The organism is Streptomyces doebereineriae, assembly GCF_031845645.1.
GTDB classification, from domain to species: domain Bacteria; phylum Actinomycetota; class Actinomycetes; order Streptomycetales; family Streptomycetaceae; genus Streptomyces; species Streptomyces canus.
Window position 1 is genome coordinate 218,477 of record NZ_JAVREZ010000013.1, and the last position, 19,361, is coordinate 237,837.

The following is a 19,361-nucleotide window of genomic DNA, read 5'->3' on the forward strand; positions in this document are numbered from 1 at the left end:
GACCCCCCACGTGAAGTTCACCGACGGCTACTGGCTGCTGCGCGAGGGCGTCACCGCGGCGCATCCGGCCCAGGTCCACGAGGTCGCCGCATCGGACGGCCGGCTGGACATCCTCGCGCCGACCCAGCCCATCCGCCGCCGCGGCGACCTGTTGAAGGGACCGGTCGTGACGATCAGCGCCCACGCCCCGCTGCCCGACGTCATCGGCGTCACCTTCACCCACTTCGAGGGCGAGCAACCGCAGGGCCCCCAGTTCGAGGTCCGCACGGAGGACTTCACGGCTCACACGGAGTACGACGAGGAACACGCCACCCTCACCTCCGGTGCGCTGTCGGTCCGGGTGGCCCGCACGGGCACCTGGCAGGTCGATTTCCTCGCGGGCGGCCGGCTGCTGACCGGCAGCGGCCCCAAGGGCATGGGCATCATGCGGGACGCGTCGGGCGCCCACTACCTGCGTGAGCAGCTGGGTCTCGGCGTGGGCACCTCGGTGTACGGCCTCGGCGAACGCTTCGGGCCGCTGGTGAAGAACGGCCAGGTCGTCGACATCTGGAACGCCGACGGCGGCACGGCCACCGAACAGGCCTACAAGAACGTCCCGTTCTACCTGACGGACGCGGGCTACGGCGTCTTCGTCGACCACCCGGGCAAGGTCTCCTTCGAGGTGGGCTCGGAAGCGGTCTCGCGGGTGCAGTTCAGCGCCGAGACCCAGGAGTTGACGTACTACGTCATCTACGGCCCGAGTCCGAAGGAGATCATCCGCAAGTACACGGCCCTCACCGGCCGCCCGGCCCTCCCGCCCGCCTGGTCCTTCGGTCTGTGGCTGTCGACGTCGTTCACGACGTCGTACGACGAGGAGACCGTGACGTCCTTCATCGAGGGCATGCGGGAGCGCGAACTCCCCCTGTCCGTCTTCCACTTCGACTGCTTCTGGATGCGCGAGTTCAACTGGTGCGACTTCCAGTGGGACCCGCGGGTCTTCCCCGACCCGGAGGGCATGCTCGCGCGACTGCACGCCCGGGGCCTCAGGGTCTCCGCATGGATCAATCCGTACATCGCCCAGCGATCGCCCCTGTTCGCGGAGGGCAAGGCGCTCGGTCATCTCCTGAAGCGCCCCGACGGCAGCGTGTGGCAGTGGGATCTGTGGCAGCCCGGCATGGCCCTGGTCGACTTCACGAGCCCGGCCGCCCGCGACTGGTACGCCGGCAAGCTCGAGGCGCTCCTCGCGCAGGGCGTCGACTGCTTCAAGACCGACTTCGGCGAGCGGGTGCCGCTGGACGTGGAGTGGTCCGACGGCTCCGACCCGGAGCGGATGCACAACTACTACACCTACCTGTACAACCGGACCGTCTTCGACGTGCTGCGCAAGCACCGCGGCGAGGAGGACGCGGTGGTCTTCGCCCGCTCGGCGACCGCGGGCAGCCAGCAGTTCCCGGTGCACTGGGGCGGCGACTGCGAGGCGACCTACGAGTCGATGGCCGAGTCGCTGCGCGGAGGGCTGTCGTTGGGCCTGTCCGGCTTCGGCTTCTGGAGCCACGACATCGGCGGCTTCGAGGGCACCCCGACACCGGCGCTGTTCAAGCGCTGGCTGGCCTTCGGACTTCTCTCCTCCCACAGCCGTCTGCACGGCAGCTCCTCCTACCGGGTGCCGTGGCTGTTCGACGAGGAATCCGTGGACGTCCTACGGCACTTCACCCGCCTCAAGCTGCGGCTCATGCCGTATCTCTACGAGGCCGCGCGCACCGCCCACGCCGAGGGCGTGCCGGTGATGCGGGCGATGGTCCTGGAGTTCCCGGACGATCCCGGGTGCGCCCATCTGGAGCGGCAGTACATGCTCGGCCCCGACCTGATGGTGGCGCCGGTGTTCAACGACGAGGGCGAGGTCTCCTACTACGTCCCCGAGGGCACGTGGACCCACTTCGTGACCGGCGAGACGGTGACCGGGCCGCGCTGGATACGCGAGAAGCACGACTTCCTGAGCGTGCCGCTGCTGGTCAGGCCGGGCGCGGTGCTCCCGGTGGGAGCGGTGGACAACCGTCCCGACTACGACCACGCCGACGGGGTGACCCTGCGGGCGTACGGCCTCGGGCGGGGCGAGCAGGTCACGGTGCGGGTCGGCGAGGTGGCCTTCACCGTCGTACGCGAAGGGGACACGCTGCGGGCGTCCTGCGGTGACCCGTCGGCGCCCTGGGGGCTGGCCGCGGGCGGACGCGAGGCGCGGGCGCGGGCCGGGACCGGCTTTCTCTCCCTGGAGCTGGGCTGATGGCGAAGATCACCGATGTGGCGCGGCGGGCCGGGGTCTCCCCCAGCACGGTCTCCTACGCCCTCAGCGGCAAGCGCCCGATCTCCGAGGAGACCCGGCAGCGGGTCGAGGACGCCATCCGCGAGCTGGGCTACCGCCCGCACGCGGGCGCCCGCGCGCTGGCCGGGCGACGGTCGAACGTGCTGGCGCTGGTCGTGCCCCTGAGATCCGGGATCCACGTCCCGACCGTGATGCAGTTCGCGGTGTCGGTGGTGACGACGGCCCGGCGGTACGACCACGATGTGCTGCTGCTGACCCAGGAGGAGGGCGAGGACGGACTGACGCGGGTCGCGGACACGGCACTGGTGGACGCGCTGATCGTGATGGACGTCCAACTGGACGATCCCCGACTGCCGTTGCTGCGCGCACTGCACCTGCCGTCGGTGCTGATCGGCTTCCCCGCCTCCTCGGAGGGTTTGACCTGCGTCGACCTCGACTTCAGGGCGGCGGGCGAGGCGTGCGTGGAGCATCTGGCGCGGCTGGGCCACCGGGTGGTGGCCCTCGTCGGCTCCCCTCCGGAGGTCTACGTCCGGCAGACCGCCTTCGCCCAGAGCGTGGTCCAGGGCTTCACCGCCGCGGCCGACCGCTGCGGGATGTCGTCGACGGTCCACCCCTGCGAGCCGGATGCCGCCCGCGCGGTCGCCGAACAACTCCTGCGCGAGCAACCCGCGTTGACGGGAGTGGTCGTCCACAACGAACCCCTGCTGCAACCCTTGGTCGACGCCTTCGAGCAACTGGGCCTACGCGTCCCGGCCGACCTGTCGGTCACCGCGATCTGCCCCGACGAACTGGCCGAGTCGGTCCGCGTCCCGGTCACCTCGGTGGCGCTGCCGTCGGCGGAGGTGGGCGCGCGAGCGGTCGAGCTCCTGATGAAGAAGCTGGACGGGACGGCCGTACCGGAGTCGACCCTGCTGCCGCCGCGGATGACGGAACGGGCCAGTACGGGGCGGCGGACGGTTTCCTGACGCGTCGGCAGAGGACGGGCTTCCCATGGGCCCCTAGGCGAGTCCGCCATAGGTGACGGTCCTGGCCGGGCCCGCTTCACGGGCCAGGCGCTCGGCCAGGTCACGGCCCCGCAGGTCCAGTTCCCCGCGCCTCGCGTCGTCCTTGGCGTCGTCCCGGTCGTTCAGGTACTGCTCCATGCCGGCGTCGAAGTCGGCCGCCCACCTGTACAGGTCCGCGACCAGTTCGTCTGACAGGTCCAGTCCGGCGGCGGGGTCGTCGGGAGCGAAGTCCCCGAACCCCTCCGCGCGGAGCGGGTGCCACTTGTACTCGCCCTCGACGGTGATGCGGAGCGGATACGGAGACGCGTCGTGCTCGTCGAGGGACCAGTGGAGTCGCCGACACCCCCAGCAGACGAACTTGTCGGTGGCGTACGCGTCGTCCCAGTACCGCACCACCCACTGCGGCCCGAGGTACCGGGCCAGTGTCTGGGCGACCTCCAGACCGTGCTTCGCGTACCTGCGCAAGGTCTGGCGGGACGCGGGCCCTCCCACGGGACGAGTCCGCGACCAGGACGTCAGCTGCTCGGCCAGGGACTCGGTCAGCCCGAGCCCGGGGTCGTCGAGCGGCGCGGAGCGGGTGAACCGGGAGAGGTCCTCGGCGCCCTCCTCGTCCGCGAGATACAGCGGTGAGTCGTCACCCTGCGCACGGACGAGCAGATGGCGTGATGCTCGCATCGAGGTCATGCGGGGTTCGCTTCCACGACGGTTACCAGAATCTCGGGGGCACCCTATCGTGGGAATTATGACCGCCCGCGTCTATCTGAAGCCGCCCTGGATGCAGCGCCACATAGCCAACCGGCTGGTCCCGTTGTTCCAGCGGTCGATGATCTCCCGCCTCACCGTCAAAGGCCGCCGCTCCGGTCGCGAGCGCACGGTCCCGGTCGCCGTCCTGGACCACGAGGGCGAGCGCTACCTCGTCTCCTACCGTGGCCTCAGCGACTGGGCCCTCAATCTGCGTGCCACCCCCGAGGCCCGCCTCACCACCGGCGGCCGCACCGAGACGATCACCGTGGAGGAGGTCCCGGAACCCGACCGCCCACCGCTGCTCGCCGCCTACCGCGAACGCTACGGCGGCATGCCCACGGTCTCCGGCGTCCTCGACGCCCTGCCGGCGCCCGCGGACCATCCCGTCTTCCGCATCCGCGCATGAGAAGACGGTGCCCCTGGCGGCACCGGCCGGGCGCCCGGGACACCGTCCGTCACACCACCAGGTGCCGCACCTCCGACACCACGAACTCGCCGTACCGCAGCGCCGAGCCCAGTGCCGCGAGCCGGGCGTAGTGCTCCGGCGAGAGCGCCGCGCCGGACGCGGTGCCGATCTGCTGCATCGCACGCAGCAGCAGGCGGAACGCGAGGTCCGGTGTGCAGCGGCGGACGCACTCGGTCAGCGCCCGCCCGACCTCGTCCGGCAGGAAGTCCGCCGCTTCGATCTCGGCAAGGACCGGGTCGGCCAGTTCCACGCCGTCCCACTCGGCGGGGGCGGCGGCGGCCGCATCGACCCCGGCGTGCCCGGACAGCCAGGTGTCGCACAGGCCGGTGAGCGTCTCCATCCACCGCGTTCCCGAGGTGACACCGGTGCGCCCTCCGGAGAAGAAGGACGGCCCAGTCTCTGTACCGGCCCGCCACAGCACCTCGATCGTCGCCGCGGGCAGGCGCAGCAGCAGCGCCGCGTCCCGCCGGACCGCGACGACGCTCTCCGGGTCCAACTCGTCCCAGAGGTGGTAGCCGACCGCCTCGGCGGCCGTGGGCCCGTGATGGGTCCAGTCCGCGTGGAACATGCTCATCAGCCAGGTCACACCGACGTCGGACTCATCGGTGCTTCGCACCATCCGTCACCTCCAGGACATGGCGAAGGCCCCGCTGCCGTGAAGCAGCGGGGCCTTCGACACTGTGTTTAATTAGAAACATGGGGTTGCCTCTCGGAAGAGGCGAGTGGAGATGGCGGGAATCGAACCCGCGTCCAACGGTGCAGAATCAGGGCTTCTCCGTGTGCAGTTCGCTGCGATTTTCTCGGCCCCGGCGATCACGCGAACAAGTCGCCGACGGGCCCAGTCACTGTTTGATTTCCCATCGAACCCCGTGACCGGGCTCGATGGTTTAGTCCCCTAGATTATGCCAGGGTCCGGGTCGGGAACACCCCCGGGCTGACACCCGTTAGGGCCTTCACTCACTGCTTATTAGGCAGCGAGGGCGAAGGCGCGGGAATCGCTCTTGGAATTGGCGATTATTGGTTGCGACATATGGTTAACGAGATCATTGCCGCTTCCTCGACACGCTTCCCCTGCTTCAACAGCCGCTGTCGAAACCGATCATCCCCATGTTGTTTTTTCAATGCTCCGAAGAGGAGCGCGCACCCTCGGTGAGGTGCAGGACCCATCGTACGTGACCAACGCACGACGGTGCCAGCCTATTCCTACTGGGCCTGGGCCCGCTGCTTCCGCTTCGCCGCCGCGATCGCCCGGTCCGACTCCCGCCGGTCCTGCTTCTCGCGCAGGGTCTGCCGCTTGTCGTACTCCTTCTTGCCTCGCGCGAGCGCGATCTCGGCCTTGGCCCGGCCGTTGATGAAGTACAGGGCGAGGGGCACGATCGTGTGACCCGTCTCCTGGGCCTTCGACTCCAGCTTGTCGATCTCCTCGCGGTGCAGCAGCAGCTTGCGCTTGCGGCGCGCGGAGTGGTTGGTCCAGCTGCCCTGGTGATACTCCGGGATGTGGGCGTTGTGCAGCCACGCCTCGCCCCCGTCGATCTGGACGAAGCCGTCGGTCAGCGAGGTGCGGCCCTCGCGCAACGACTTGACCTCGGTGCCCATGAGGACAAGACCGGCCTCGAAGGTGTCGATGATCGCGTAGTCGTGCCGGGCCTTCTTGTTCTGGGCGACGATCTTGCGCTTGCCGCCCTTCTCGCCGTCCTGGGCCTTGCCGCCCCCGCCACCCTGCTTCGGCTGGGACTCCTTCGGTACGTACATTCCCTTGCTCATAGTGCTGCCCATTTTCGCACTAGTAGGGGGCATGGAGACCAGTGCTTATCGGCGGGCGGGCAATCTCTAGTCGCCCAGCCCTCCCAGCACCGTCTCCGCCTGCCGAAGAGCCCCCTCATCGGCCTCGAGGTCAGGCGTGATCCCCCGCCCGTCGACCCCCCGCCCCGACGGAGTCCGATAGTGCCCCACGGTCAGTTCGGCCACCGCCCCGTCCGGCAGCCGGCTGGGCATCTGCACCGAACCCTTGCCGAAGGTGCGGGACCCCACGACCACCGCCCGCCCCCGGTCCTGCAGCGCCCCGGTCAGGAGCTCCGCCGCACTCATCGTCCCGCCGTCGACAAGAGCGACGAGCGCCCGGGTCGTATCCCCTCCGGGCTCCGCGTGCAGCGCCTGCTGCGACCCGTCGACGTCGTACGTCGCGACCAGCCCCCCGTCGAGAAAGACGGACGCCGTGGTCACGGCCTCGGTGACCAGCCCACCGGAGTTCCCCCGCAGGTCGAGAACGATCCCCCCGTCGGCCGGGGCCTCCCGCACGGCGTCCCGGACCTGGTCCCCGACACCCTTCGTGAACGAGTCGATCTTGATGACGGTGATCCCGCCGGCGAGCTCTCGAACGGTGACCGAGTCCGTGGACAGACGGGCACGCCGTACGGTCTTCGTCCACGCGCGCGTGCCGCGCTCGAGGCCCAGCCGGACCGTCGTACCGGCGGCCGCGTCCGTGGCGTCACCGCGCAGCAGGGAGACCACCTCGGTGACCGGATGCCCGTCGACCTTCTCCCCGTCGACGCTGCGCAGCCGGTCGCCCTTGCGGATCCCGGCGGACGCCGCGGGCGAGTCCGAGCTCACCTTGGTCACTTCGATCCGGCCGTCCCGCTCGCGCCGCGCCCACAGCCCGACGCCGGTGTACTGGCCGTCGAGGGCTTCCTCGAACTCCTCGTACTCGCCCCGGGAGTAGACGGCCCCCCAGCGGTCCCCGCTGCGGCTGACGGCACGCTCGGCGGCCTCCATGGGGGACGCGCCGTCCGCCTTGGCCTCCTCGGCCGCCTCGGCCACGTCCTCATGATGACTCGCGGGGGCGGCTGAACGGGCCGAGTCCGACGAGGACTTCCGGTCGCCGCGGTCGGCCTCGGGAAAGGAACCGGTCGCCGCACCGGCCACCAGCACGCTCGCGAACACCAATGTCAGGGCCGCCCCGCGGCGGATGCGGCGGGGCTGACAGAACAGGTTTCGACCTGACATGCCGGTGAGTCTAGGACAACGCAAGAGGGCCGCACGGCCGGTTGACCGTACGGCCCTCTTGGCATGCGTCACACCTTCAGGTACTTGCGCAGCGCGAAGAACGCGGCCAACGCGGGCATCAGCACACTCGCCGCGAGGATCAGCGGCAGCTTCGTCAGTACGGCGTCCCAGCCCACGAAGTTGATCAGGTTGAGCTTCGAGGACAGGGCCATGCCGTGATCGATGGTGAAGTACCGGCCGACGACCAGGAAGACACAGGCGAGCCCACCGCCGATCGCGCCGGCGACGGCGGCCTCCATGATGAACGGCGCCTGGATGTAGAAGCCCGAGGCGCCCACGAGCCGCATGATCCCGGTCTCCCGCCGACGGCTGAACGCCGAGACCCGCACCGTGTTGACGATCAGCAGCAGGGCGACGATCAGCATGAGCGCCATGACGCCCAGCGCGGCCCGGTTCATCAGGTTCAGCATCGTGAAGAGGTTGTCCAGGATGCCCTTCTGGTCCTGCACGGACTGCACACCGTCGCGCCCGTTGAACGCGGTCGCGATGACCTGGTACTTCTCCGGGTCCTTCAGCTTGATCCGGTACGACTCCTGCATCTGGTCCGGCGTGAGGGAGGCGGCCAGCGGGGAGTCGCCGAACTGCTCCTTGTAGTGCTTGTACGCCTCGTCCTGGGACTCGTGGGCGACCGTCTCGACGACCGACATCTTCTTCAGGTCGGAGAGGATGTCCTTCTTCTGGTCGTCGGTCACCGCGCCCTTGGCGCAGTTGGGGTCCGACTCGGCGTCGCTCTTGTTGCAGAGGAAGATCGAGACGTTGACCTTGTCGTACCAGTAGCCCTTCATGGCGCCGACCTGATCGCTCATCAGGAGCGAACCGCCGAACAGGGCGAGCGACAGGGCGACGGAGACGATGACGGCGAACGTCATCGTGAGGTTGCGACGGAGACCGACACCGATCTCGGAGAGTACGAACTGGGCGCGCATGGCGTCTTCTTCAGGCCTTTCCGGGGACTCTTCGAACGGCGGTCAGTGCTGGTAGCCGTAGACGCCGCGTGCCTGGTCGCGGACGAGACGGCCCTTCTCCAGCTCGATGACGCGCTTGCGCATCTGGTCCACGATGTTCTGGTCGTGGGTCGCCATCAGCACCGTCGTGCCCGTCCGGTTGATGCGGTCGAGCAGCTTCATGATGCCGACGGAGGTCTGCGGGTCGAGGTTGCCGGTGGGCTCGTCGGCGATCAGCAGCTTGGGCCGGTTGACGAAGGCCCGCGCGATGGCCACGCGCTGCTGCTCACCACCGGAGAGCTCGCCGGGCATCCGGTCCTCCTTGCCGCCCAGGCCGACGAGGTCGAGCACCTGGGGCACGGACTTGCGGATCTCGCCCTTCGACTTGCCGATGACCTCCTGCGCGAAGGCGACGTTCTCCGCCACCGTCTTGTTCGGCAGCAGCCGGAAGTCCTGGAAGACCGTCCCCAGCTGGCGGCGCATCTGCGGCACCTTCCAGTTGGAGAGGCGCGCGAGGTCCTTGCCCAGGACGTGCACCTGGCCCTGGCTGGTCCGCTCCTCGCGGAGCACCAGCCGCAGGAAGGTGGACTTTCCGGAGCCGGAGGACCCGACGAGGAACACGAACTCGCCCTTCTCCACTTCCAGGGAGACATCCCTGAGTGCGGGGCGGGTCTGCTTGGGGTAGACCTTGGATACGTTGTCGAATCGGATCACGGATGCACCACGGTAGGCCGGGGGTAGATGAGCGTGACCATACGCGAACCGGGTGCGGGAGCGCAGGCGCCGGTTCGGGTCGGGTATGGGATGGGTGGTTTTGTGCCGACCTGGAAACCCTCGCTTCGGCAGCGCCCAGGCGACCCTCGGTGGAACCTGGCACAGTAGGGAAGGGAACGTTCTGCTACCCGCGAGCGTTGTCCTGTATGGAACCGACAGCAAGAAGGGTGACGCGCATGACGTACGACCGCCTGGTGTGCGCAAACTGCGCGGCGCCCGTGAACGAGGGCCGGTGCCCCGTGTGCCGCGCCAACCGCGAGCGGCTGCAGCAGGACAACCTCTTCGCGGGCATGAACCCGATGGCCCTGATCGCCCTGCTCGCTGTGCTGATCGCGGCGGTGGCTCTGCTGGCACATCAGACCGCGTAGGCGGGCACCCCGAAGACATAACCTCGAAGACATACGCAGACATACGAAGGGCCCGGAGCGACACCCGCTCCGGGCCCTTCGTCGTAGCACACGCACACATCAAGCGAACGCGTGACTATCGAGAGTCACCTTCAGGCGGCAGCGCCACCGCGACCGCCCGCCAGGCGCGGCAGCAGGCGGAAGCCGACACCGCCGGCGATCATCGTGGCGGCACCGATGACCAGGAAGGCGGTCTGCCCGGCACCGGTCTCGGCGAGCTGCGCACCGCCCGTGCCCTGGGCCGCGGTGTCGGACGTGGTGTCCGTGCCGGTCTCGGTGAGGGCCGAGGAGCCCTCCTCCTGGGTGGAGGCGTTGGAGCCGCCGTCGGGGTCGGTGTTGCTGTTGCCGCCCCCGGCGTTGCCGTTCCCGTTGCCGTTGCCGTTTCCGTTGCCGTTCCCGTTGCCATTGCCGTTCCCGTTACCCGGGTCGGTCGGGTCCTCGGTGGGCTCGGTCGGCTCGTCGGTCGGGTCCTCGGTGACCGGCGGCTCCTCCGGGATCGTCGGGTCCTGGGTGACCGGCGGCTCCTCGGTGACCGGCGGCGAGTTGGGCGCGGTCGGGATGCCTCCGTCCGGAGGGGTCGGAGTGCCGTCGCCCGGGCCGTCGTCGCCGAGGCCGGTGTCGACGTTCACGCCGACCCCGCTCTCGTCCACGCTCACACCGATCTCCAGCGCGGAAGCAGCGCCGGCAGCAGTCAGCGAGGCACCGGCCGCGATCACGGCACCGGCTGCTATGCGCGCGATCCGGATGCGCGTCTTCTTCGTCATGTGGTTGCTACCCCCAGTAGCTCATCGTCAATGAGGCGGCGCTCGGGGCCGTGATCGACGGGAGAAGGTAGCTGTACTTGAGTCCCCCGGTTCACATGCGCCCCAGAGATACGCATGCCACGCTTTACCCTTCCCATTTTTCAAAGCAACGTCAAGGCCGTTGAGTGTGCGATGTCCTGGTAAGCGCCCTATGCCGGGGAAAGCGGTCTGTGAGTGTGATGTAAAACCCAGACATAAAGCAAACTGCCGCCCGGGGGCGGCAGTTGCGGAAGGATTACCAAGTCGACAAAGTTACTTCTCCTGCTGCTTGCGCCAGCGAATCCCGGCCTCCAGGAAGCCGTCGATCTCGCCGTTGAACACAGCCTCGGGGTTGCCGACTTCGAACTCGGTGCGCAGGTCCTTGACCATCTGGTACGGGTGCAGGACGTATGAACGCATCTGGTTGCCCCAGGAGTTGCCGCCGTCGCCCTTGAGGGCGTCCATCGCGGCCTGCTCCTCCTGGCGGCGCCGCTCGAGCAGCTTGGCCTGGAGGACGTTCATCGCGCTCGCCTTGTTCTGGATCTGCGAGCGTTCGTTCTGGCAGGAGACGACGATGCCGGTGGGGAGGTGGGTGAGGCGCACCGCGGAGTCGGTGGTGTTCACGCCCTGGCCGCCGGGCCCGGAGGAGCGGTAGACGTCCACCCGCAGTTCGGACTCGTCGATCTCGATGTGGTCGGTCTGCTCGACCACGGGGAGGATCTCGACGCCCGCGAAGGAGGTCTGGCGGCGCCCCTGGTTGTCGAAGGGCGAGATGCGCACGAGGCGGTGGGTGCCCTGCTCGACGGAGAGGGTGCCGTAGGCGTAGGGGATCTGCACGGCGAAGGTGGTCGACTTGATGCCGGCCTCTTCGGCGTACGACGTCTCGTAGATCTCGGTCTTGTAGCCGTGCTGCTCCGCCCAGCGCAGGTACATCCGCTGGAGCTTCTCGGCGAAGTCTGCCGCGTCGACGCCACCGGCCTCGGCGCGGATGTTGACGAGCGCCTCGCGGGAGTCGTACTCACCGCTGAGCAGCGTACGGACCTCCATCTCGTCGAGCGCCTTCTTGACGGAGGTGAGCTCCGCCTCGGCCTCGGCGAGGGTGTCGGGGTCGTCCTCCTCCTCGGCCATCTCGAACAGCACGGAGAGATCGTCGATCCGGCTGCGCAGCGCGTCGGCCTTCCTGACCTCGGCCTGGAGGTGGGACAGCTTGCTGGTGATCTTCTGCGCCTCGTCCGGGTTGTCCCACAGGGACGGCGCGGCCGCCTGCTCCTCGAGCACGGCGATGTCTGCCCTCAGCTTGTCGAGGTCCAGAACGGCCTCGATCGACTCCATGGTCGAGGAGAGGGACTTGAGCTCTTCGGATACATCGACGACTGCCACGCCCTCCAGCCTAACGGCTGTGGCAACCGACCTCGCCCGACCACCACCGTCACCGGGGGCCGCCGCCCCGGCTCCGTCATGGCGAGGCGGGCGCCGAGTTCTTCGTGTCCTGCGGTGACGCCCCCGCGTCGTCCCCCGACGTGGCCGCCCACACCCCGACCCCCGCCGCGGCCACCAGCACCACGGCGGCGGCCCCCACGGCCAGCCGACGCCGCCGCGTGGTCGCCCGATGCCGGGCCGAACCCGGACGGGGCGCACCAGCGGCCCGAGGCACCCGGGCGGTCCCCCGCGCGCCCCCGGCCAGCTCATCGGGCGCCGGCACCCTCATCGACGTGTGCGTGTCCCGGTTGGAGTCGGCGGGCTTCGCGCCCGGTACCAACGGCACGGCTCCGCGCCGCACCGGCCGGCCGGAGGACGCCGCGTCCCCGTCGGAAGCCGCCGTCGGCGCCTCCCCGTCCGGCTCCTCCTCTTCCTCCGCGTCCGGCTCGTCCACGTCCAGCGGTGGCATCCCGGCCAGCAACGGCAACAGCTCCCGCAGTCGCACCCCCAGCTCGGACGCCCGCAACCGAGAGGCCGGTGCCTTCGCCAGGCACTGCACGATCAGCTGCCACAGCTCGTCGGGGATACCCGGAAGCGGAACCACCGTCTCCGTGACATGCCGCCGCAGCACCGCCCCCGGATGCCCGCCGCCGAACGGCGTGAACCCGGCCAGCAGCTCGTACAGGACGGTAGCGAGCGCGTAGATGTCCACGGACGCCCGCGGCGGCAGCCCCTCGACAATCTCCGGCGCCAGATAGTCCGGCGTCCCGATGATCTTCGTGGCGCGGGTCCGCCGCGGCGAGTCGATCAGCTTCGCCACACCGAAATCGGTCAGGAGAGCGGGGTGCGAGCCCCCGGGGCCCAGCGGTCCCTGCATGTCCAGCAGGATGTTCTCCGGCTTCACGTCCCGGTGCACGACCCCCTTGGCGTGCGCCGCGGCCAGCCCGTCCGCGACATCGGCCACGATCGCCACCGCCGCCTCGGGCGCGAGCCGCTTCTCCCGGTCGAGCCGGGTGCGCAGATCCGTCCCCCGGACCAGGTCCATGACGAGCGCGAGGTCGTTGCCGTCGACCACGAGGTCGCGTACGGAGACCACGTGGGGGTGCTCCAGGCCGAGCAGCGCCGTGCGCTCCTGGACGAAGCGGCCCACGAGCTCCTGGTCGGACGCGAGATCCTCGCGCAGCAGCTTGACGGCGACGGGCCCCTCGGGTCCCTCGCCCAGCCACACCGTGCCGGCGCTGCCCCGCCCCAGGATCTGGTTGGCGGTGTACCGGCTGCCGATCTTCCGTGCCAAGACTGCTCCTACAGACGCGTGTTGTCGCTGCTGCGCCATCTGGGGGACGACCCCCAGCCGACAAAACTACGCGCCCGGAGAGGTCATGCTCACCGCGGAGACGGAAATCACCCGCCGGGTGTCGACAAATCTCCTGAGTCGCTACTGACCTGAGGAGTTACCGCCCAGATCGCTGATCCACCCGCTCACCGTGTCGATCATGTCGCCGAGCTGCTGCCAGTAGCTCTTGCCGGTGCCGATCCAGTCCTGGAGCGGGCTCAGCTCCCAGATCAGCCAGCTCGCGACGAACAGGATGACGATCGTGAACAGACAGCCCTTGAGGCAGCCCAGACCTGGGATCTTCATCGGGTTGGCGCTGCGCTGCCGCGGCTGCCGGGGTTCGCGCGCGGGGCGCTCGGGCTGCGGCGGGGGCGCGTACCGCTGCGGCTGCTGCTGCGGGGCGTGCTGCTGGGGCTGGGGCTGCTGCCGACGGCCGTAACCGCCGTCCTGCGGCGGCCGCTGCGGAGGCCGCTGCTGTCGCTGCGGCGGCTGTTGCTCCGGCCTGGCGACCTGCCGCTGCGGACGGCGGCGCAGCGGATCCTCGTTGGGATCGAGGTACTGGACCTGTGTCTGTTCGTTGCGGTCCCGGGCCGCGCGCAGCTGGTTCTGCCAGGGGTGCGGCTCCTCGGGGCCTCCGGGCTGCTGCCCTTGCTGCCCCTGCTGTCCTTGCTGCCCGTACTGCCCCTGTCCCGGCCGGCCGGGCGGTACCGGCGGCATGACGGCGGTCGGATCGGGCGCGCCACGGCTGGGGAGTACGGCGGTGGGGTCGGCGGCGCCGACGGAGTTCCCGGGGCCGGTGTGCGGCAGGAAGCTGGTCGCGGCGTTCGGGTCGAAGGCGCCCTGGGCGCCCGCGCCGTGCGGCAGCACCTGCGTCGGGTCGGCGGCGCCGGGCGCGTCCGGGACAGCCGCCGGCGCCGGGTCGGGCAGCAACAGTGCGCCGACGTTGTCCGCGGCGGCGATCTGCGCGGAGGTCGCGTGCACACCGATGCCCTCGGCGACGACCCGCAGCCCGCGCGCGAGGTTCTCGGCACTGGGACGCCGGTCGGGGTTCTTGCTCAGGCAGCGCTCTATGACCGTCCACAACGGGTCGGGGACCGTGGAGGGGCGGCGCGGTTCGGCGCTCAGGTGCTGGTGCAGGACTTCCAGGGCGGAGCCGCCGGAAAACGGCGGACGGCCGGTGACCAGCTCGTACAGCAGGATGCCGGCGCCGTAGATGTCGACCGCGGAGGTCTGCGGGCGGCCCTCGGCGGACTCGGGAGCGACGTACGCGGGCGTGCCGACGAATTCCTGCGTCCGGGTCAGGCCCGGGGAGTCCGCGAGACGCGCGATGCCGAAGTCGGTCAGGAGAGGGTGCATCTGGCCGCCGTACTGCCGCAGCAGCACGTTGGCGGGCTTGAGGTCGCGGTGGACCACCCCGTCGGCGTGGCTGGCGGCGAGGGCGTCGGCGATCTGGGCGGTGATCAGGGCGGCGCCGACGGGGCTGAAGGGGCCGTTCTCGCGCAGATAGCGGTGCAGGTCGGGGCCCTCGACGAGGTCCATGACCAGGGCGAGCAGATCGCCTTCGACGACCAGGTCACGCACCCGCACGATGTTCGGGTGGGTCAGCCGCAGCAGGACGGAGCGCTCGCGCAGAAACCGCATCACGATGTCCGGATCGCTCGCGAGCTCCTCCTTGAGGACCTTGATCGCGACGGTCTCGCCGGGCTGTCCCGGTACGGCGGCCTCGGCGCCCGCGGTCTCCCGCTGGCGGGCTCGCCACACGGTCCCCGTGGCACCGCGTCCGAGCGGCTCCTCGAGGAAGTACTTGCTGCCTACCGGCCGCACGTCATGCACTCCCTGCTGCTTGCTGTCGTTCCGACCCACTGTAGTGCCGCTCCCCAAGGCACTACGTAAGCGTTCCCGAGCGCGTTCGAAGGAAAGACGCTCCGGCCGGGTCCGCTGGTTGCGGGACATGGACGTGACCGATCTCAAGTGATCGTCGGCGCTGCACTGGTCAGGCACTTTTGGGGGCAGAGCTGACCAATCAAGATCACTTGCCCTCGGGCGGCGGGCGTGTTGTCAGTGGCAGGTGCGAGGATGCCTATCGTCAAGGCCGACGAACTTGGGCGCGTGCTTGTCCGCGAACTCGTCCGCGCAGAAGGGACCGCTGACGGCGATGCAGATCCGGCTGACCGTCGTAGACCCGCTGGGCCCGCCCGACCGCGCCCGGGGCCGCGCCGCGAGCTGCGACGTGCTGGTCACGGCTCCCGTCGGCACAGCGCTGGCCGCGGTGGCGACGGCGCTCGCCTCGGCGGTCCCGGCGGACGGGGGCACCTCCCGCGCGGGCGAAGCCGAGCGTGGGGGCGGCCCGGTCGTGCTGTACGCGGACGGGGAGCGGCTGGACACCCAGCGAGCCACCCTGGGCGAGCCACCGCTGATCGACGGCGCCGTGCTGTCCCTGGGCGCCCCTGCGGCTCCCGAGCCCCACCCCGAGCTCGACGACGCCCCCACCCAGCTCCACGTGGTCGCCGGCCCCGACGCCGGCGGCGTCCATCTGCTGCACGGCGGCCAGATCCACATCGGCCGCTCCGCCGACGCCGACGTCCCTCTGGACGACCCCGACGTCTCCCGGCTGCACTGCGCGATCACGGTCGCCGCCGACGGCCGCGTCTCGGTGGCCGACCTCGACTCCACGAACGGCACGACCCTGGACGGCACCCGCGTGGGCACCCGCCCGGTCCGGTTCCCTCCGGGGGCACTGCTGAGGATCGGCGAGTCGGTGCTCCGGCTGTCACCGAGCGCGGGGCGACGGCTCGGGACGGAACCTGACGGCGAGGGCCACGTGCGGGTGCCTTCCGGCGAGGCCGGGCTCGTGGCGGGCGCGGGCCGGGGCTCGGAGACCACTGCGGAGTCCGGCTCGGCCCCCGGACAGGCCGAGCGCTCGCCACGCGCGCGTGGCAGGGTGTCGGCGCGCGCCGCAGGGGCCGGGTCCGGCAGGTCCGTGCCGTCCTCGGACGCGGGGCCGGCCGAGGGCTCGGCACGCACGCGTGAAGGCCGTGGCAGTAGCGACACCTCACCCCGGTCGCCCACCGACCGGACCCACCACACCTACGGCTCCGCGGGCTGGGGCGCCTCGGGCGGAGGCCCCGAGGGCACCGGAGCGCAGGGCCACGGCCCCGCAGAGCCGCCGGTCGTCGTGCCGGAGCAGGGCGGTGCGCCTCGGATCGAGCGCCGGGACGGAACCGACGTCGGACGTCCTGACATCGACGACGACCTCCGGGGCAGGGACCCCGCCAGGGACACCCACGGCGGCCGGTCCGGAATGGGCTCCTTCGAAGTGACCCGCACCACCGCCGTCCCCCCGGCTCCCGCAACCGACCAGGACCTGCCCTCGGCACCCGACGCCCCCGCGACCGGCCGCCGCAAGGGAACCCCCCTGCGCGGAACCGACGTACCGCAAGGCGTGCGGCGCCGTGGTGGGCTGTCCGCGTGGGCCCGGCGGCTGGCCGGGGGGCGGAGCGAGCAGGAGACGCCCGGGCGGGACGAGGCGTACGACGAGGAGACCGCGCCCGTCACCGCGGTTCCGTCGCCCGCCGCGACCCAGGCGCCCGAGGCCTGGCCCGACCCGGCGGCCCTGCTGCTGACGGCGCTGGGTCCCGGCGCGCGTCTGTGGGAGCGCGGGCCCGGGCATCCGGAGGCCCTCACCGTGCGGCTCGGCACCGCCGACCGTGCGGCGCCCGACGGCTCGGGGCTGCTGCCGGCCGTTCCGGTCACCGCGGATCTGCGCGAGGCCGGTGCGCTGGGCCTCGCCGGTCCGCGCGCGCGGCTCGCCGGGCTGGCCCGCGCGGTGGTGGCCCAGCTCGCCACCCTGCACGCGCCCGAGACCCTGGAGATCGTCCTGATCAGCGCGGACCGCTCCCGGCCCGCGCGGGAGCGCACCGCCGAGTGGTCCTGGCTCGGCTGGCTCCCCCATGTCCGCCCGGGGCACGGCCAGGACTGCCGCCTCCTGCTCGCCCATGACCGCGAGCAGGCAGCGGCCCGCACCGACGAACTTCTGCGGCGCCTGGACGACCACCTGTCCGACGCGGAGGCCGCACCGGCCCGCAGGACGGTCCCGGCCGCCCGCTCCGCCGCCCCGCAGGACCGCCTCCGCAACACCGCCCACAGGCCCTCCTGGGCCCGGGACGACGCGGAGGACGAGACGAGCGGCGGTTTCCCGGGGCCGTACACCGTGGTCGTGGTGGACGGCGACCCCGGCGGCGCTGACCTGCGCAAGGCGGTGGCGCGGCTGGCGGCGGAGGGCCCCCGGGCCGGCATCCACGTCGTGTGCCTGGCCGAGACGGCCCCGGCCTCCCCGGCGTCCCCGGTGACGGACACGTACGAGGCGGCGTGCGCGGTGGCCCCGACGTTCCGCGAGTGCGGCGCGGTCGGCCTGCTCAGCGGGGACGTGGCGACGGCACTGCGGCTGGTGCGGGTGGCGCGGGCGGGGGTTCCGGCGCAGGCGGGCACCGGGCCCGACGGCACCGGTGCGGCCGCTTCCCGCAACCGCCCCGAGTCCGGACGCCCGGCCACCGGCACGCCCCACCCCGCAACCACCGCGTCCCCGGCCGACGCCCGCCGGGCGGACGCGTCCGGCACGGGCACTCGCACGGGCGCCGACGCCGACACCATCCACCTCACCGCCGACCCGACCCCCGCCCCCGTCGGCCACGGCACGGTCGCCGTCGTGGACGCCGTATCCGCGGCCTGGGCCGAGCGGTTCGCACGCGCGCTGGCGCCGTTGCGTACGGACGGCACCGCCGGTGGGGGGCACGCGCGTGTGTCCTCGCCGTTGCCCCAGGCGGCGCGGCTGCTGGACGAGTTGGGGCTGGCCCGGGCCACCCCGCCGTCGCTGATGACGCGCTGGGCGGACGCGGCCGACGACCCGGAGTCGCTCGGCGGCCGGGCGTGGGCGGTGCTGGGGGCCGGACCGCGCGGCCCGGTCTGCGCCGACCTCGTGGCCGAGGGCCCGCACCTGCTGATAGAGGGCGCCGCGGGCAGCGGCCGTACGGAACTGCTGCGGGCGGTCGTCGCCTCGCTCGCCGCGGCCGAGCGCCCCGACCGCCTGAGCATCGTCCTTATGGATGGCCGGGACAGCGTGAGCGCCGGGGGTACCTCCTCCGGGGGAGGCGGACACGGCGAAGGCCTGCGTGTGTGCACGGACGTGCCGCATGTGACCACCCACCTCACCGCCAACGACCCGGTCCGCATGCGGGAGTTCGCCCAGTCCCTGAGCGCCGAGCTGAAGCGGCGCGCGGAGCTGCTCGGCCGCTCCGACTTCGCGGAGTGGCACACCGGCCGGGAGCTGTCGGGCCGTATGGTCGCCCAGCGCACGGCATCCACGCGGGGCGCGACAGGCACCCCCGGCGACTCGGCCGCCGGTGACCTGGACTCCCCGCCCAGCTCCACCATCCGGCTGCGCCCGGCGGCGGCCCGCCGTCGGACGGAGACGGCACCCCCGCTCCCCCGTCTCGTCGTGATCGTGGACGACCTGGACGCCCTGGTCTCGCCGCCCCTGGGCTCCCCCGGCAGGCCGGCCGCCGGCTCCGTCATACGCGCGCTGGAGGCGGTGTCCCGCGAGGGCGAGCGCCTGGGCGTTCACCTGGTGGCCTCGACCGGCCCGGGCGGCCGTACGGCGGAGTCGGAAGCGGCCCGCCGGGCCACCCTCCGCGTCACCCTGGACACCCCGGTCACCGGGCCGGACGAACCGGCTCCCGGCCGCGGCCGGCTGACCTGGTCCGACGGCCGGGTCACGGCCTTCCAGGCCGGCCGGGTCACCGGCCGCATCCCCCGCACGGCCACCCTCCGCCCCACGGTCGTCCCCCTGGAATGGGAACGCATGGGCGACCCCCCGGCCCGCCGCCCGGTCCGGGAACTGGGCAACGGCCCGACGGATCTTGCCCTGCTGGCGAGTGCATTGGAACGGGCAGCGAGGGAAGTCGCAGCAGCAGAGGTCCCGTCGCTGCTCTAAGACGTGAAGGGATCCGGGGGCACCGCCCCGGGCGACGCGTGCCCCGACGCACCGGCACTGGTCACGACGGCATCACGATCTTCCGGTTGACAGCGGACGCCCACTTGCCGACCTCGTTCCCCCGGCGTAGACCAGTT

Annotated in this window: 15 protein-coding genes and 1 other RNA gene; 5 read left to right on the forward strand and 11 right to left on the reverse strand. The window is 71.3% G+C overall.

Translation table 11 applies throughout. The annotated features are described in order from the left end of the window. Positions 1–10: 10 nt before the first annotated feature. Both yicI and RNB18_RS32865 read left to right on the forward strand, forming a co-directional pair. Positions 11–2,260, forward strand: coding sequence for an alpha-xylosidase (gene yicI, locus RNB18_RS32860; RefSeq protein WP_311717747.1), 2,250 nt, complete (start codon positions 11–13; stop codon positions 2,258–2,260). Beyond that, a complete protein-coding gene (locus RNB18_RS32865; RefSeq protein WP_311717748.1) occupies positions 2,260–3,264 on the forward strand; it encodes a LacI family DNA-binding transcriptional regulator in 1,005 nt (334 codons plus the stop codon). The genes yicI and RNB18_RS32865 overlap by 1 nt, the downstream gene beginning before the upstream one ends. Before the next feature lie 33 nt (positions 3,265–3,297). On the opposite strand, the gene RNB18_RS32870 is transcribed toward RNB18_RS32865, so the two are convergent. After that, positions 3,298–3,987, reverse strand: a complete 690-nt coding sequence (locus RNB18_RS32870) for a hypothetical protein (protein ID WP_311717749.1) — start codon at positions 3,985–3,987, stop codon at positions 3,298–3,300. 58 nt (positions 3,988–4,045) lie between these two features. On the opposite strand from RNB18_RS32870, the gene RNB18_RS32875 reads away from it, so the two are divergent. Then, on the forward strand, positions 4,046–4,453 hold the full coding sequence (locus tag RNB18_RS32875; protein WP_311717750.1) for a nitroreductase family deazaflavin-dependent oxidoreductase: 408 nt from the start codon (positions 4,046–4,048) through the stop codon (positions 4,451–4,453). Positions 4,454–4,502: 49 nt separating this feature from the next. On the opposite strand, the gene RNB18_RS32880 is transcribed toward RNB18_RS32875, so the two are convergent. The 6 genes from RNB18_RS32880 to ftsE form a co-directional block, all read right to left on the reverse strand. After that, entirely contained in the window at positions 4,503–5,132 is a 630-nt protein-coding gene (locus RNB18_RS32880; protein ID WP_311717751.1) for a hypothetical protein, read from the reverse strand. Positions 5,133–5,233: 101 nt separating this feature from the next. After that, positions 5,234–5,620: a transfer-messenger RNA gene (ssrA, locus tag RNB18_RS32885) on the reverse strand. A gap of 96 nt (positions 5,621–5,716) precedes the next feature. After that, a complete protein-coding gene (gene smpB / locus RNB18_RS32890) occupies positions 5,717–6,265 on the reverse strand; it encodes an SsrA-binding protein SmpB (RefSeq protein ID WP_311717787.1) in 549 nt (182 codons plus the stop codon). Between the two features lie 78 nt (positions 6,266–6,343). Further along, a complete protein-coding gene (locus RNB18_RS32895; RefSeq protein ID WP_311717752.1) occupies positions 6,344–7,516 on the reverse strand; it encodes a S41 family peptidase in 1,173 nt (390 codons plus the stop codon). A 68-nt stretch (positions 7,517–7,584) separates the two neighbouring features. After that, positions 7,585–8,502 (reverse strand): permease-like cell division protein FtsX, encoded by a 918-nt coding sequence (gene ftsX / locus RNB18_RS32900; protein WP_057610799.1) that lies wholly within the window; start codon positions 8,500–8,502, stop codon positions 7,585–7,587. Between the two features lie 42 nt (positions 8,503–8,544). Beyond that, complete coding sequence (gene ftsE, locus RNB18_RS32905; protein ID WP_057610798.1) at positions 8,545–9,234, reverse strand: cell division ATP-binding protein FtsE; 690 nt, start codon at positions 9,232–9,234, stop codon at positions 8,545–8,547. A gap of 236 nt (positions 9,235–9,470) precedes the next feature. Between ftsE and RNB18_RS32910 the strand changes: the two genes are divergently transcribed. After that, positions 9,471–9,662: a hypothetical protein gene (locus RNB18_RS32910; protein WP_057610797.1), complete on the forward strand. Its 192-nt coding sequence runs from the start codon at positions 9,471–9,473 to the stop codon at positions 9,660–9,662. A 131-nt stretch (positions 9,663–9,793) separates the two neighbouring features. On the opposite strand, the gene RNB18_RS32915 is transcribed toward RNB18_RS32910, so the two are convergent. The 4 genes from RNB18_RS32915 to RNB18_RS32930 form a co-directional block, all read right to left on the reverse strand. Then, a complete protein-coding gene (locus tag RNB18_RS32915; protein ID WP_311717753.1) occupies positions 9,794–10,465 on the reverse strand; it encodes a hypothetical protein in 672 nt (223 codons plus the stop codon). Between the two features lie 291 nt (positions 10,466–10,756). Further along, complete coding sequence (gene prfB, locus RNB18_RS32920; protein ID WP_266528543.1) at positions 10,757–11,863, reverse strand: peptide chain release factor 2; 1,107 nt, start codon at positions 11,861–11,863, stop codon at positions 10,757–10,759. A gap of 76 nt (positions 11,864–11,939) precedes the next feature. After that, positions 11,940–13,196 carry a serine/threonine-protein kinase gene (locus RNB18_RS32925; protein ID WP_311717754.1) on the reverse strand — a complete coding sequence of 419 codons (1,257 nt, stop codon included), beginning with the start codon at positions 13,194–13,196 and terminating at the stop codon, positions 11,940–11,942. A 141-nt stretch (positions 13,197–13,337) separates the two neighbouring features. After that, complete coding sequence (locus tag RNB18_RS32930; RefSeq protein ID WP_311717755.1) at positions 13,338–15,059, reverse strand: serine/threonine-protein kinase; 1,722 nt, start codon at positions 15,057–15,059, stop codon at positions 13,338–13,340. A gap of 331 nt (positions 15,060–15,390) precedes the next feature. Between RNB18_RS32930 and RNB18_RS32935 the strand changes: the two genes are divergently transcribed. Further along, a complete protein-coding gene (locus RNB18_RS32935) occupies positions 15,391–19,224 on the forward strand; it encodes an FHA domain-containing protein (protein ID WP_311717788.1) in 3,834 nt (1,277 codons plus the stop codon). Positions 19,225–19,361: the final 137 nt, after the last annotated feature.